The sequence below is a fragment of the Roseivirga misakiensis genome (assembly GCF_001747105.1).
Lineage (GTDB): Bacteria > Bacteroidota > Bacteroidia > Cytophagales > Cyclobacteriaceae > Roseivirga > Roseivirga misakiensis.
In genome coordinates, this window is sequence record NZ_MDGQ01000005.1 from 1,100,957 (window position 1) to 1,114,094 (window position 13,138).

At 40.7% G+C, this 13,138-nt stretch carries 9 protein-coding genes; 4 read left to right on the forward strand and 5 right to left on the reverse strand.

Features of this window, described 5'->3' with window-relative positions:
• The first annotated feature begins 13 nt into the window (after nucleotides 1-13).
• Complete coding sequence (locus BFP71_RS12495) at nucleotides 14-1,234, forward strand: alkaline phosphatase family protein (RefSeq protein ID WP_069835800.1); 1,221 nt, start codon at nucleotides 14-16, stop codon at nucleotides 1,232-1,234.
• 3 nt (nucleotides 1,235-1,237) lie between these two features.
• On the opposite strand, the gene BFP71_RS12500 is transcribed toward BFP71_RS12495, so the two are convergent.
• From BFP71_RS12500 to BFP71_RS12510, 3 genes are all read right to left on the reverse strand, one after another.
• Nucleotides 1,238-1,792: a DUF1572 family protein gene (locus BFP71_RS12500; RefSeq protein WP_069835801.1), complete on the reverse strand. Its 555-nt coding sequence runs from the start codon at nucleotides 1,790-1,792 to the stop codon at nucleotides 1,238-1,240.
• Between the two features lie 161 nt (nucleotides 1,793-1,953).
• The gene (locus BFP71_RS12505; RefSeq protein ID WP_069835802.1) at nucleotides 1,954-4,116 is read right to left on the reverse strand and encodes a xanthine dehydrogenase family protein molybdopterin-binding subunit; all 2,163 of its coding nucleotides are present in this window, start codon (nucleotides 4,114-4,116) and stop codon (nucleotides 1,954-1,956) included.
• Nucleotides 4,117-4,135: 19 nt separating this feature from the next.
• Nucleotides 4,136-4,594 (reverse strand): (2Fe-2S)-binding protein, encoded by a 459-nt coding sequence (locus BFP71_RS12510; RefSeq protein WP_069835803.1) that lies wholly within the window; start codon nucleotides 4,592-4,594, stop codon nucleotides 4,136-4,138.
• A 318-nt stretch (nucleotides 4,595-4,912) separates the two neighbouring features.
• Between BFP71_RS12510 and BFP71_RS12515 the strand changes: the two genes are divergently transcribed.
• Entirely contained in the window at nucleotides 4,913-5,521 is a 609-nt protein-coding gene (locus BFP71_RS12515; RefSeq protein WP_141719752.1) for a hypothetical protein, read from the forward strand.
• A gap of 100 nt (nucleotides 5,522-5,621) precedes the next feature.
• On the opposite strand, the gene pckA is transcribed toward BFP71_RS12515, so the two are convergent.
• The gene (pckA, locus tag BFP71_RS12520) at nucleotides 5,622-7,226 is read right to left on the reverse strand and encodes a phosphoenolpyruvate carboxykinase (ATP) (RefSeq protein WP_069835805.1); all 1,605 of its coding nucleotides are present in this window, start codon (nucleotides 7,224-7,226) and stop codon (nucleotides 5,622-5,624) included.
• A 223-nt stretch (nucleotides 7,227-7,449) separates the two neighbouring features.
• Between pckA and BFP71_RS12525 the strand changes: the two genes are divergently transcribed.
• On the forward strand, nucleotides 7,450-8,991 hold the full coding sequence (locus tag BFP71_RS12525; protein ID WP_069837066.1) for a peptide MFS transporter: 1,542 nt from the start codon (nucleotides 7,450-7,452) through the stop codon (nucleotides 8,989-8,991).
• A 66-nt stretch (nucleotides 8,992-9,057) separates the two neighbouring features.
• On the opposite strand, the gene BFP71_RS12530 is transcribed toward BFP71_RS12525, so the two are convergent.
• On the reverse strand, nucleotides 9,058-10,002 hold the full coding sequence (locus BFP71_RS12530; RefSeq protein ID WP_069835806.1) for a 3-oxoacyl-ACP synthase III family protein: 945 nt from the start codon (nucleotides 10,000-10,002) through the stop codon (nucleotides 9,058-9,060).
• A 210-nt stretch (nucleotides 10,003-10,212) separates the two neighbouring features.
• Between BFP71_RS12530 and BFP71_RS12535 the strand changes: the two genes are divergently transcribed.
• A complete protein-coding gene (locus BFP71_RS12535; protein ID WP_069835807.1) occupies nucleotides 10,213-13,062 on the forward strand; it encodes a M16 family metallopeptidase in 2,850 nt (949 codons plus the stop codon).
• Nucleotides 13,063-13,138 lie beyond the last annotated feature (76 nt).

Below are 13,138 nucleotides of genomic sequence, written 5' to 3' on the forward strand. Positions count from 1 at the left end.
AAATTCATTTGAAATGAAGAAACCTCTGTTCATCCTATTAGCCTTTTCATTCATTTTTCAAGTAGCTCAAGCGCAAGAAAAAAAGGTTATGCTCATCCTTTTAGATGGTATACCAGCCGATGTTATCGAAAGCGTTGAAACACCTTCATTAGATGCTATAGCCACTCTAGGCGGTTATACAAGAGCTTATGTTGGAGGAAAAAAAGGTGCATATTCTCAAACACCCACTATTTCAGCACCAGGTTATATGAATATGATTACAGGTGTTTGGGCCAATAAACATAATGTCTGGGGAAACGGAGTTAAAGCACCGAATTATAATTACTGGAACGTCTTTAGAATTGTAAAACAAGCTAATCCTAAAAAGAAAGTAGCGATATTTTCGACTTGGTTGGATAATAGAACCAAGCTCGTCGGAGAGTCACTACCAGCTACTGATGGATTCAAATTTGATTATTCTTTTGATGGTTTTGAATTAGATACGATTGCCTTTCCACATAAAACCGATCGTAAGTTTATCTACAATATCGATGAGCATGTTTCGAAAGAGGCAGCTCGTTATATTAAATCAGAGGCACCGGATTTGTCTTGGGTGTATTTGGAGTTCCCCGATGACATCGGCCATAAATTTGGAGACGGCCCTGAAATGACCGACGCTGTTAAAAAAGCTGATGTCCAAGTAGGACGGATTTGGCAAGCCATAAAGTATCGAGAAAGCCAACATCAGGAAGATTGGATGATTATAATCACAACAGATCATGGTAGAACAGCGAAAGATGGAATGGGGCATGGCGGTCAATCCGCAAGAGAAAGAACCACTTGGATTACCACTAACCAAAAAAATATTAATCCTAAATTCCAAAATAATCCTGCCATCGTAGATATTATGCCAAGCATACTTGCTCATATGGATATCGCACCATCAGAAGAACTTAGAATGGAAATTGATGGTGTTTCACTTTTAAATAGAGTAGCCATATCGGATTTAAAGGCAACATATTCCGACGGACGTTTAGACCTTGGCTGGATTAATTATGGCGCTAAAGAATTAGAAATTCTCATTACCGATACAAATAACTTTGCCAAAGGTGGCACGGACACTTATAGGTCAATTGGAAATGTAAAATCTTCTTTAATGAGCTTTTCTAAAAAGATGAGCTTACCACCTGGAACCTACAAGATTGTTCTTAAGAGTTCGGCAAATTGGATAAACACTTGGTTGGTTATCGATTAGTCCTTATTTAATGTCATCGGTAAAGTGGCCACCGTGTTTGCCCTTTGAGAATTTTGTTTGATTGAAACCGGCTGATCCCCCTTTGGGTATACTCAGGCTACTCCAGTCTTCCGTTAACATTCTCCCGACATAAACAATCTGGCCAATGTGATATGCATAATGCGCCAATTGTCTTAAAGCGGCATCCATAATACTATGGGCCTGGTTTCTAATGTAAACAGTGGTGTCGTAATTGGCCTCGTTTACGCTATCTAAAGCAGTAAAAACACAATCCCACCCTTTATTCCATGCCTCTAATAGCTGTTCTCTATCCTTTATTATGGATTCAAACTCTCGATCTCTATTTCTCCACTCTTTTTCACCGTCAGTGGTGAGGAAATTGGTCCACCGCGATAACATATTCCCTGATAAGTGATTGACGGTCACGGCAATTGAATTGCTATGTTCATTATGCTCGTAGAATAGATCTTCATCTTTTAATTGGGCAAATGTTTTCTCTCCAAGTGATTTATAGTATTCGAATTGTTTTTTTACGGTTTCTAGATCTGATACAGGCATAGACGATCGGATTTTTCTTGGCTTCAATTTACCGATTCTTTTACTATTTCGCCCAAAGAGATATTCGTCAGGATGCGGCTGAAATTTAGGAGTTAATTGCGCTAGAGGTAATAAAAAAGGGAGCTGATAAAAGCTCCCTTAGTGTCATATTAAATCATGGTCTAACCCATGGCTATATCCTGTTTCGTAAATGGAATTTTGTATACCCTTCTGCCGGTTGCTGCAGCAATAGCATTGGCCAAAGCCCCACCAGCCGGAGGCAGCGACGGCTCACCTAAACCAGTCGGGTCGTTCAGACTTTCTACAAAATGCACATCAACAGTTGGCGCTTCTGAGGTTCTAATCAATCGGAATTTATCGAAGTTACTCGCCTGTGGAGCACCATCTACAAAAGCGAAATCCCCATACATAGCATGTCCAATACCATCGACTACTCCACCTTGAATTTGGTTTATGGCCGCCTCAGGATTTATAATGATCCCACAGTCGACAGCTACAGTCATGTTTGTGATCTTAGGTTGCCCATTCACAGTCTTAACATCTGCAACTTCCGCAACATAAGTGTTGTGCGAGTAATAGCAGCTGAACCCCTTACTTACACCAGCCTCTGGATTGCTCCAATTGCCTTTTTCTGCCGCTAGCTTGATGACACCGATCATTTTTTCAGGCTCATAGTCTACTTTACCGACTGGGTTATTTTTTGCTCTTTCCAAAATGTCCAGTCTGACTTGAACAGCATCAACATTCATCTCTTTGGCTAATTCATCGAAGAAACTCTGTTCTGCAATGGCTAAAAAGTTAGTGATCGGAGCACGCCATGCTCCCGTGGTAATATTACTAGTAACGTTATGTGATTCTACTTTGTAGTTCTCAATTCCACCAGCAGGGAACCAGTTCTCTCTCGTAGATTTCCCCATTTGTATGCCAGCACCAGTTAAATGATAGCCAGTTACTTTGCCATTCTTATAGGCTGCTCGAAATTTATACTTTGAAGCAGGTCTATAGATTCCAGCAGTCATATCATCTTCTCTTGAAAACTGAACTTTCACTGGTTTTCTGATTTTATCAGAGATAGCAGCGGCTTCCAAAGCAAAATCACCATAAAGTCGCCTACCGAAGCCACCACCCATACGGGTCATTTCAACGCTTACAGTGGCAGGTTCCCTTTTCAATAAACCTGCAACACGATTATGTGTCCAGTCTGGGGTTTGAACAGGGCCAGCCAATTCTACCTTGTCGTCACTTACATTGGCGAAGAAATTCATCGGTTCCAATGTGTTGTGAGGAAGGAATGGGGCTTCATAAGTTCTTTCTAGTGTTCCATCGGCCTCGGTAAAAGCTTTTTTCGCGTTTCCATCCGAACGCATCACTGATTTGTCATTGCTCACATCAAGAAGACGGTTTAATTCCTTGTCATGGCCACTGGTATTTTCTAGCGGTGCCGATTTTTCCCAATTCGCTTTTAGTGCTTTTTTACCTTTAAAAGCTGCCCAAGTATTGGTGGCAATGATAGCTATTTTTTCACCTCTTATTTTACGCTGATCATCACGCTCATTGTCGTCAAAGGTGATAACATCAAGCACACCGTTTACTTTTCTAGCTTCTGTGTCATCAAAAGACTTCAATTTTGTACCAAAGGCTGGTGGTCTCATGACGGCAGCATAGACCATACCGTCGGCCATATAGTCAACACCAAAAAGAGGCTTACCCTGCACAATTCCATCTAAATCTACATTGGTCTTACTTTGTCCAATGATTTTGAAGTCTTGAGGTTTCTTCAATTCAACTTCAGTCGGAATTTCCTCAAGTACCGCCTTAGACGCTAGTTCCCCATAGGATAACTTTTTTCTACCATTCAGTACAAAACCAGCTTCCGTCGTTAGGGTAGAGGCATCAACATCCCATTCTTTGGCTGCTGTATTAATCATCAATTGTCTAGCAGTGGCGCCTGTCATTCTCAAACTAGCCCACCCAGCGCGTATGGATTGGCTACCACCGGCAATTTGTCTGGTGAAACTATTAACGTTGAGGCCAGCCTGTTTTACTATGACATCTTCCCAAGCGATATCGAGCTCTTCCGCTACAATCATCGGCATAGAAGTCTTTACATTTTGGCCGATCTCTGGATTTGGCGACATAATAGTTACTTGGCCATTGTCTGCGATTGATAAAAACGCATTGACATCAAACCACTCTTTTGGTGGCAATTTTTCTGTATTAGAAGGGTTACAGCCCCACGCAAAGCCGATCATTAGTCCACCGCCAGCTAGTGCGGAGGTTTTTAAAAATGATCTTCTATCGATTTTTGTTTTTATTACCGTCATCGTATTAAATCATTTAAGGTTAGAGTTGCTCAGCCGCTGTAGCGATGGCTGCTTTAATTTTATTATAAGTGCCACATCGGCATAAATTACCATTTGTAGCGTCTTGAATTTCTTGATAGGTAGGATTCGTGTTTTTACTGAGGAAGGCAGCAGCATTCATGATTTGTCCCGCCTGACAGTAGCCACATTGTGGAACATCATGCTTTTTCCAAGCTTCTTGTAATGGATGATCTCCTTTTTCTGAAAGCCCTTCAATCGTAGTAATCGAATTTCCTCCAACTGCCGATACAGGTATTTGACATGACCTAACGGCATTTCCGTCGAGGTGCACAGTACAAGCCCCACACTGACCGATGCCACAGCCAAACTTTGTACCTTTCATATCTAATTTATCTCTCAGTACCCATAGCATAGGAGTATCTGGATCTGCGTCAACCGTTTTTTGTTGACCATTGATTTTTATGTTGTATGATGCCATAATGGAATTGATGATTTCAATTTAAGATAGGCGTAAATACGTCAAATTCATAGTGTGATTTTTCGAATGGTCTTGAGGTCAGGCTTTCTTAGACGAACTGCTTGATTTAGCAGACAAGTGCACGCATGGATGAATGCGAGATTCAGACTAGTAGAATATCTAAAGTAAAACTTGAAATCGTCAATTTTTAGTGGGGGCAAGAATTTTTCAATTCAATTTTTTGAGCGACGCTATCAGAAAAATGCTATGTACACCAGAATGCGTCTGAACCGAAATTCATTGTTTAAATTGAAAATGATTTCACCTAAATCAGACATTATGAAACAACCTAAACTCCGCACAGGACTCTGGGTATACATACTCTTACTTAGTACAAGCTTATCTATTAGCGCTCAGGAAATTAACGAGCCATCACTAAGATTTACTTTAACGGAAATTATGAATGATGCTGAAAGCTATCAGGAGTATAAGGTCATCAAAACTTCTAAACTTCAGCAGTTCAAACTGGCGATGATTGATAGTATAAATGCTTACCAAAGACAGATTAAAAACCTAGCATTGGCATCAGTCGAGACCCAAGCCGAACTTAAAATTCTGAAAAATGAGCTTGAATTAATCAAATCAAGTTTGGAATCCAGTGAAGCTCAAAATGCACAGATTGGCTTTTTAGGGCTTACGTTCAATAAACGATTTTATAATGCCTTGGTGTGGTCATTAATCGCCTTGCTTTCCACAATCGTCGTGGTGATTTATACACGCATTAAACATGTGTGTAACGTGGTAAAGCGTGTGAAATCAGCTTATTCAAAAATCGTAGATGAATATAGGAATCAACGTTTTCAGGCAACAGAAAAGCAAATGTTGTTGAAAAGAGAATTACAAACTGCTCTTAATCGCTTAGAGTCTTTGGAAGCGGTAGAGAAATAAAGATAATCATTAGTAGTGTCGAAAGATACAATTGGCGTTGTATCAAAAAAGCCTATTCAGACGGAATAGGCTTTTTTTTATGTCATATAGAAAGTGTGATCTATTGAGGTGTGGGTCTACCGGCAAGAATTTCTTCGTTGGCATAGTCCTCAAACTTCACGAAGTTTTCATTGAATTTAACCGCTAGTTTGTTGGCCTCCTTATCATAAGCCGATTTGTCTTCCCAAGTGTTTTTTGGGCTTAACAATTCGGTAGGTACATCAGGACACTCGTTCGGCATGGCTAAGCCAAAGACTTCGTGTGTGGTGTATGATACATCATCCAATTGTCCTTCTAGTGCAGCTGTGATCATGGCTCTTGTGTACTTCAGCTTCATTCTGCTTCCAGTACCATAAGCACCGCCAGACCATCCTGTATTCACTAACCATACATTTACACCGGCTGCTTGCATTTTTTCACCAAGCATTTCGGCATACTTTGTAGGGTGTAATGGCATAAATGGTGCGCCAAAGCAGGCAGAAAAAGCTGCCACAGGTTCTGTAATACCAGCTTCAGTTCCAGCTACTTTTGCAGTATAACCAGAAATAAAGTGGAACATAGCCTGACCTGGAGTAAGTTTTGAAATCGGAGGTAGGACACCTGAAGCATCACATGTTAAGAAGAAAATGTTTTTCGGATTTTCACCTACAGATGGTACCTGAATATTATCGATGTGATAAATAGGGTAGGATACGCGTGTATTTTCCGTGATCTCGCCGCTTTCGTAATCAGGTTCGTTGGAATCTCCTTTGAACGTAATGTTCTCTAATAAAGCACCTGGCTTGATGGCATTCCAGATGTCTGGTTCTTTTTCTTCCGTCAGGTCAATAACCTTTGCGTAGCAGCCACCTTCGAAATTGAATACTGTGTTTTCACTCGTCCAACCGTGCTCGTCATCACCAATCAATTTTCTGTTCGGATCAGCCGATAATGTTGTTTTTCCAGTTCCCGAAAGACCGAAAAATATAGCAGTATCACCTTTTTCGCCCACATTGGCAGAACAATGCATCGCTAAAGTGTCTTTCTGATGCGGTAGAATAAAGTTCAAGGCAGAGAAAATACCTTTTTTCATTTCTCCAGTGTAACCTGTACCTCCAACTAAGGCTATTTTTCTGCCAAAGTTTAAGATAGCGAAGTTGTGCTGACGAGTTCCATCACGATCCGGAACAGCCATAAAGCTAGGTGCACAAACTACAGTCCATTCTGGGTCGAAATTCTCGATTTCTTCCTCTGTTGGTCTAAGGAACATATTGTAGCAGAACATGTTGGACCAAGGGAATTCGGTAACTACACGTACGTTAGTTCTGTATTTTGGGTCTGCACAGACATAAGAATCACGTGCATAAATCTCTTTTCCTGAAAGGTATTCAGTTACTCTTTCGTAGAGGGCGTCAAACTTGGCAGGCTCAAATGGGATGTTAATATTTCCCCACCATACTGCATCTTTGGTAATATCATCTTTTACTATGAATCTATCTTGAGGCGATCGGCCAGTGAACTCACCAGTATTTACTGTCACTGCTCCCGTACTAGTTTCTTGAACCATTCCCTTTTCAAGAGATATTGTGGTCAATTCATCAGGAGTCAAATTCCAGTGTACTTTAGCATCTTTGATGCCTATTTCGCTTAGGTTAGATTTCTTGGATTCTATTCCAGTTTCTAGCATAATTGTAATTCTTTTTGCTCTTTGTGAAAACGATTGCAAAAGTACAGAGAGGGAATTAAAAAACCGACATAAACCTATTGAAAAAGCATTATTTTGACACTTTTTTGACAAGTGGGCTTATTGTTCCGCAAAACACTTTTTGCAGGCATTTAACCCAATGCATTTGTAAAATGTTTTGACGCATGTTAGATTCAAAGGTTATTCTAAAACGAAAAAACTAAATATGTCAGATCAGAAGATGATTTGGGGGCATCCCCGAGGGCTAGCAACCCTGTTTTTCACAGAAATGTGGGAGCGCTTTAGCTACTATGGTATGCGTGCTCTGCTAATATTATTCATGGCTACAGCTGTTTCAGACGGTGGTTTGGGCTTTGATGATAAAACGTCAGGAGCAATTTATGGACTTTACACCATGGGAGTATACCTTTTGGCATTGCCTGGTGGCTGGCTAGCTGATAGACTTTTTGGTTTAAAGAAATCTGTTTGGTACGGAGGTCTTATTATTGCCTTGGGACACTTTACCATGGGAATTCCTGGTATTCTCCAACTTTTCTCAGATGCTGCAGAGAAAACTGAAATCACTGCACTTGATACCAACGCCTTTTTTCTTGGTTTAATTCTGATCGTAATAGGTACTGGTTTATTGAAACCAAATATTAGCTCCATTGTAGGGCAATTGTATGCCCCAGGGGATAGTAAGAGAGATGCAGGTTTCTCAATATTCTACATGGGAATCAACATCGGAGCATTAGTTGCACCAATTTTAACAAGTTCAGTCGCTGAGTATAACTGGCATTTAGGATTTGGTCTTGCTGGTTTTGGAATGGTTTTAGGCCTTATCCAGTATAAGTTAACGGCTACTTCAACTTTAGCTGATGTAGGAAATGCGCCAGTAATTACCACACCTGAGGAGCAAGACTCCCAAAGCACGCTCAAGAAGGTAACGACGGCTGTAGTGGGTGTTGTTGGCCTGTTATTAGTTTTTATGTTTACGGGTGTTATTAACGTAAATGCAAGCGCTATTGCAAATGCTTCGGGTGTCGTTATTGCTATCGTAGCCTTCTCTTATTTAGGTTATATCATATTCTTAGGTGGTTTAGATCAAGCTGATAAAAAGAAGGTGATGGCGATGGGTATTGTCTTTATTTTCGGTGCCGTTTTCTGGTCAGGCTTTGAACAAGCAGGTTCTACACTCAATCTTTTTGCAGAACGATTTACTGATCGATCAATTTTTGGTTGGGAAATGCCTGCTGGATGGTTCCAGTCTGTCAATTCTACTTTTATAATTTTGTTTGCTCCTTTCTTTGGCGCCATGTGGATTTGGTTGGCAAGAAAGAATATGGAACCTAGCTCACCTCTTAAGTTCTTTTTTGGCCTGTTTGGTGTGGCTGCAGGATTCTTTGTAATGTATTTCGCAGCGAAAATTGCAGCATCGGGAGATATGGCTGCACCGACCTGGTTAATTTTCACCTACCTGTTCCATACTTGGGGTGAATTAAGTTTAAGCCCTGTAGGTTTGAGTTTAACTACTAAGCTTGCGCCTAAAGGTTATGGTGGCCAAATGATGGGGATATGGTTCCTGTCTGTGGCATTAGGTAACCTTTTAGCTGGTTTAATTGCTGGTGAAGCTAGTGGTGGAGACGCAGAAGCATTGGCCAATATGCCTTCGCAATACTTAACGATTGTATTAACAACGTTTGGGGCCGCGTTATTACTACTTGCCCTAAATAAACCTCTTAGAAAATTAATGGGTGACGTCCACTAACCTGTAAAAATCGAAAAAAGCCCATCCGATTTTCGGATGGGCTTTTTTTGTGGCTAGGAGGAAAGTTTAGGCTTTCACTAACATAGCCCCACTGGAATAGCCACCGCCGAAAACAGTGATGACAGCAGTTTCATCCTTTTTCATCTCTTTAAAAATCTGAGAGTAGCCAATAGACGAACTAGCGGCACCTGTATTGCCCAGTTCTACCATATTAATCACGACCTTTTCCATCGGGAATTTCAGTGTTTCGGCAATCACATTAATGATCCTGATATTGGCTTGGTGAGGGATCAAATAGTCCAGCTGATCAACTTTATAGCCGTTTTCCTCTAAAATATTTTGTGTCTTTTCTGACATGAACGTGATAGCGTTGTAGAAAACATCACGGCCATCTGGCATTTCAATTCCACCATGTAAAGGTTTTAGACAAACACCACCTGGTCCTCTGCCAATATGGGCATGACCTTCGGTATTGATAGATAATACCTCGTGGTCGGTAGGTGAAACTCGTTCTTTCGAAACGAAAACTGCCGATGCGCCATCACCCCAAAGATGTGCTGAAACGGGATCGTTTTCATTGACAAATGCCCAATTATGTTCGGCATTCACCACCAAAGCCCTACTGGCTTTTCCAGTCGCAAAATACCCCTCAATAATCTCCATGGCATTTAAAAATGAACTACAAGCTGAAGAGATTGAAAAGACGATCGCCTTATCGATGTCATATTTTTGTTGCACTACATGCGCTAGCGTGCCTACGGTATCATACGGGGAATAAGTGGCGCCAATAATCAGGTCTACTTCCTTTATATCATAAGGAAGGTCTTTTAAACCCGCCTCAACGGCATCTAAGGCCATTGTATTGGTGTTTTCATCCGGGCCAGCCTTAACTCTAGTTTTAATGCCTGACTTACGAATGATGGTGGCATCATCCATACCATTCTTATCCATGAAGTAACTATTGTCAATAATTTCCGATGGGAGATAATTAGATGCTTTGTTGATGTACATGTAATACGTCTAAGTTCTAAATGATCCTTATAAGAGTGGACAAAACTAGTTTGATTTGATTAATTCTCGGTCTCCGAACTAGAAATATCTTTGTTTCGGTGCCAAAAACCTTCCATACTGAGAATTTTAGAGCCTTTTTGATTAGCTTCACCTTGAAGAACAATGCATTTCACCTACACAGGTGGACGCGATTAACCCAAAATATTGAACATGAATTATACATTTAAACGAGGTGTTCTGCTGATTGCCGCACTATTTTTTGTGCTATCGGCATGCGAGCAAAAGTCAGAGGATGCTGGTAGTGAGTTTTCGATCGACTTTGAGAAGTATACTCTTGACAACGGTCTAGAAGTTGTTTTGCATAAAGATAATTCCGACCCCATGGTGGCGGTTAGTGTCCTTTATCATGTAGGCTCGAACAGAGAGAAACCAGGTAAAACTGGCTTTGCGCATTTCTTTGAGCATATGCTTTTCCAGAATTCAGAGAACGTTGGTGCTGGGAATTTTATTAAGACGATGAACGATCTTGGTGGAAGCTTCAATGGTGGTACCTGGACGGATGGTACAGTTTATTTCGAAACTGTACCAAGCGATGCCTTAGAGAAAGTGCTTTGGATGGAGTCTGATAGGATGGGCTTTTTCATCAATACAGTTTCCGAATGGGGACTTGAAAATGAAAAACAGGTAGTAAAGAACGAGAAAAGACAAGGTGTTGATAATAGACCTTACGGTCATAAGCAATACGTTCAGCTTGTAAACCTATATCCAGAAGGGCACCCTTACAGCTGGGACGTTATTGGTAGTTTGGAAGATTTACAAAATGCTACCATCGAAGATGTTAAGGAGTTCTATGAGAAATGGTATGGCGTAAACAATGCCACGCTAGTAATAGCTGGTGATATTGATGAAGAAGAAGCTAAAGCCTACGTCGAAAAGTATTTTGGCGAGTTAGAGCCGCGTGCTGAAGTAGAAGCGATCAAACCATGGCCAGCGACTTTGGAGACTAGCAAACTACTTTACCATGAAGATAAGTTCGCCAACGTACCTGATTTACATATGCTCTGGCCAACTGTTGAAAAGTATCACCCTGATATGTGGGCATTAGATTTACTAGGGCAGGTGCTTACAGATGGTAAAAATTCACCACTTTATAAAGTGGTAGTAGAAGAAAAGAAATTGGCCCCAAGAGTTTCTACTTATAACAGCTCAAATGAAATTGCTGGTACTTTTAATATCACTGCCCGTGCTTTTGATGGGGTCAATTTAAATGACTTGAAAGCCGCATTTATGGAAGGCTTCGCCAAGTTTGAGGCAGATGGTGTTTCTGAATCTGATTTAGACAGGATTAAGATCGGTTTGGAAACAAGTCTTTACAATGCTGCCTCAAGTGTATTCAATAAAGCCTACCAAATGGCTGATTATAACACTTTTACTGGCGACCCTGGCTACTTCAAAAAGGATTTAGAGAACTCTATGAAGTTGACTAGCGAAGATATCATGCGTGTTTATAACAAATACATTAAGGGTAAGAACTTCTTAGCCACGAGTTTTGTGCCGGCGGGTCAAAAAGAGTTGGTGCTTGAAGGTTCAGAGAAAGCTTCAGTGGTGGAAGAAGCTATTGTCCAAGGAGCAGAAGGAAACTTAGATCAGTACGATAAAGATGTAAAGTTTGAAAAGACGGCTTCAAAAATTGATCGCAGCCAGGCGCCACCTTTAAATGGTGAGTTGAGCTTTACGCCTCCATCTATTGCCAAAGAATCCTTGAGTAACGGCATGCAGGTATATCATATTTACCAAGATGAACTTCCTATGGCCCAGTTCAGCATTCGTATTAAGGGTGGGATGTTCTTAGACGATCCAAATAAAATCGGCACAGCTGCTCTTTTAGACAATATGCTCATGGAAGGCACAGCCAATAAGACGCCTAGCGAGTTAGAAGAAGCGATCGGTCAATTAGGAGCCAATGTGTTTGTTTCTACTTCCAGAGAGTATATTACCATTTCTGGAAATTGCTTGGCCAAGAATTACGAAAAGGTGCTGGCTTTGGTAGAAGAGATTGTGACCGAACCTCGATGGGATGAAGCTGAATTTGAAAGAATCAAAAGTTCTGCGCTGAACTCAATTCAACAAAGCGGTGCTAACCCGAACGCTATCGCTTCCAGAATTTTCAATGAAGTGCTTTATGGTGAAGATCATATTTTTGCTAATCCGGTGTCAGGTACAATGAACTCCGTGTCAGGGATTACACTAGATGATCTAAAAGCGTATTACGAGAAGAATTTCTCTCCTTCTTTGGCTTCCTTTCACTTTGTAGGTGCTTTGAATAAAGAGGATGTGGTAAACTCATTGTCCATTTTCTCTGATTGGGAGGCTAAAGATGTAGATTTCCCTTCTTATGAAATAAAGACAAAAGATGATGGCTCTAGAATCTATTTTGTTGATTATCCAGACGCAAAACAGTCTGTTTTGAATATTGGTAGAGTGAGTATGGCTGGTGATAATAAAGATTATGCAGCGGCTACTATGGCTAATTATCGCTTAGGCGCAGGCTCTGGTTCTATTCTGTTTAGAAAACTAAGATTGGAAAAAGGCTATACATATGGCGCTTACTCTAACTACGGTAGACAATTGAATGGAACTACATTTACCGCGGCATCTAGTGTGAGAAGTAATGTGACTAAAGAGTCTGTTCAACTTTTTAAAGAGATTCTGGATAACTACGGAGATGAGTTTTCTGAAGAAGATATGGAAGCGACTAAAACTTCTATCCTGAGAAGCAATACTCAATCTTATGAAACGCTCGGCAGCTTGGTAGGTATCCTTCAGAATATCTCTACATATGACTTGCCTTTGGATTATGTGCAGAAGGATGAAACGACGCTCAAATCAATGGACGTTAACGAAGCCAAGCGATTAATTTCTGAGTATATGAACCCTGATGACTTAATTTATGTGGTGGTTGGCGATGGTAAGACACAACTGAATCGATTAAATAATTTAGGTTTAGGTAAGCCGATCGTTGTGAATAAAGACAAGGATAAACTGACAATTGATAAATAGTCAATTGGCAAATAAAGGATCCGTAAAAAGACCTTCACTATTGATAGTGGAGGCTTTTTTCTTTTCTAGAGCGCAA

Coding starts and splice junctions, on each gene's coding strand:
- BFP71_RS12495 (WP_069835800.1), top strand. CDS start 14: ATGAAGAAACCTCTGTTCATCCTATTAGCCTTTTCATTCATTTTTCAA.
- BFP71_RS12500 (WP_069835801.1), bottom strand. CDS start 1,792: ATGCCTGTATCAGATCTAGAAACCGTAAAAAAACAATTCGAATACTAT.
- BFP71_RS12505 (WP_069835802.1), bottom strand. CDS start 4,116: ATGACGGTAATAAAAACAAAAATCGATAGAAGATCATTTTTAAAAACC.
- BFP71_RS12510 (WP_069835803.1), bottom strand. CDS start 4,594: ATGGCATCATACAACATAAAAATCAATGGTCAACAAAAAACGGTTGAC.
- BFP71_RS12515 (WP_141719752.1), top strand. CDS start 4,913: ATGAAACAACCTAAACTCCGCACAGGACTCTGGGTATACATACTCTTA.
- pckA (WP_069835805.1), bottom strand. CDS start 7,226: ATGCTAGAAACTGGAATAGAATCCAAGAAATCTAACCTAAGCGAAATA.
- BFP71_RS12525 (WP_069837066.1), top strand. CDS start 7,450: ATGTCAGATCAGAAGATGATTTGGGGGCATCCCCGAGGGCTAGCAACC.
- BFP71_RS12530 (WP_069835806.1), bottom strand. CDS start 10,002: ATGTACATCAACAAAGCATCTAATTATCTCCCATCGGAAATTATTGAC.
- BFP71_RS12535 (WP_069835807.1), top strand. CDS start 10,213: ATGAATTATACATTTAAACGAGGTGTTCTGCTGATTGCCGCACTATTT.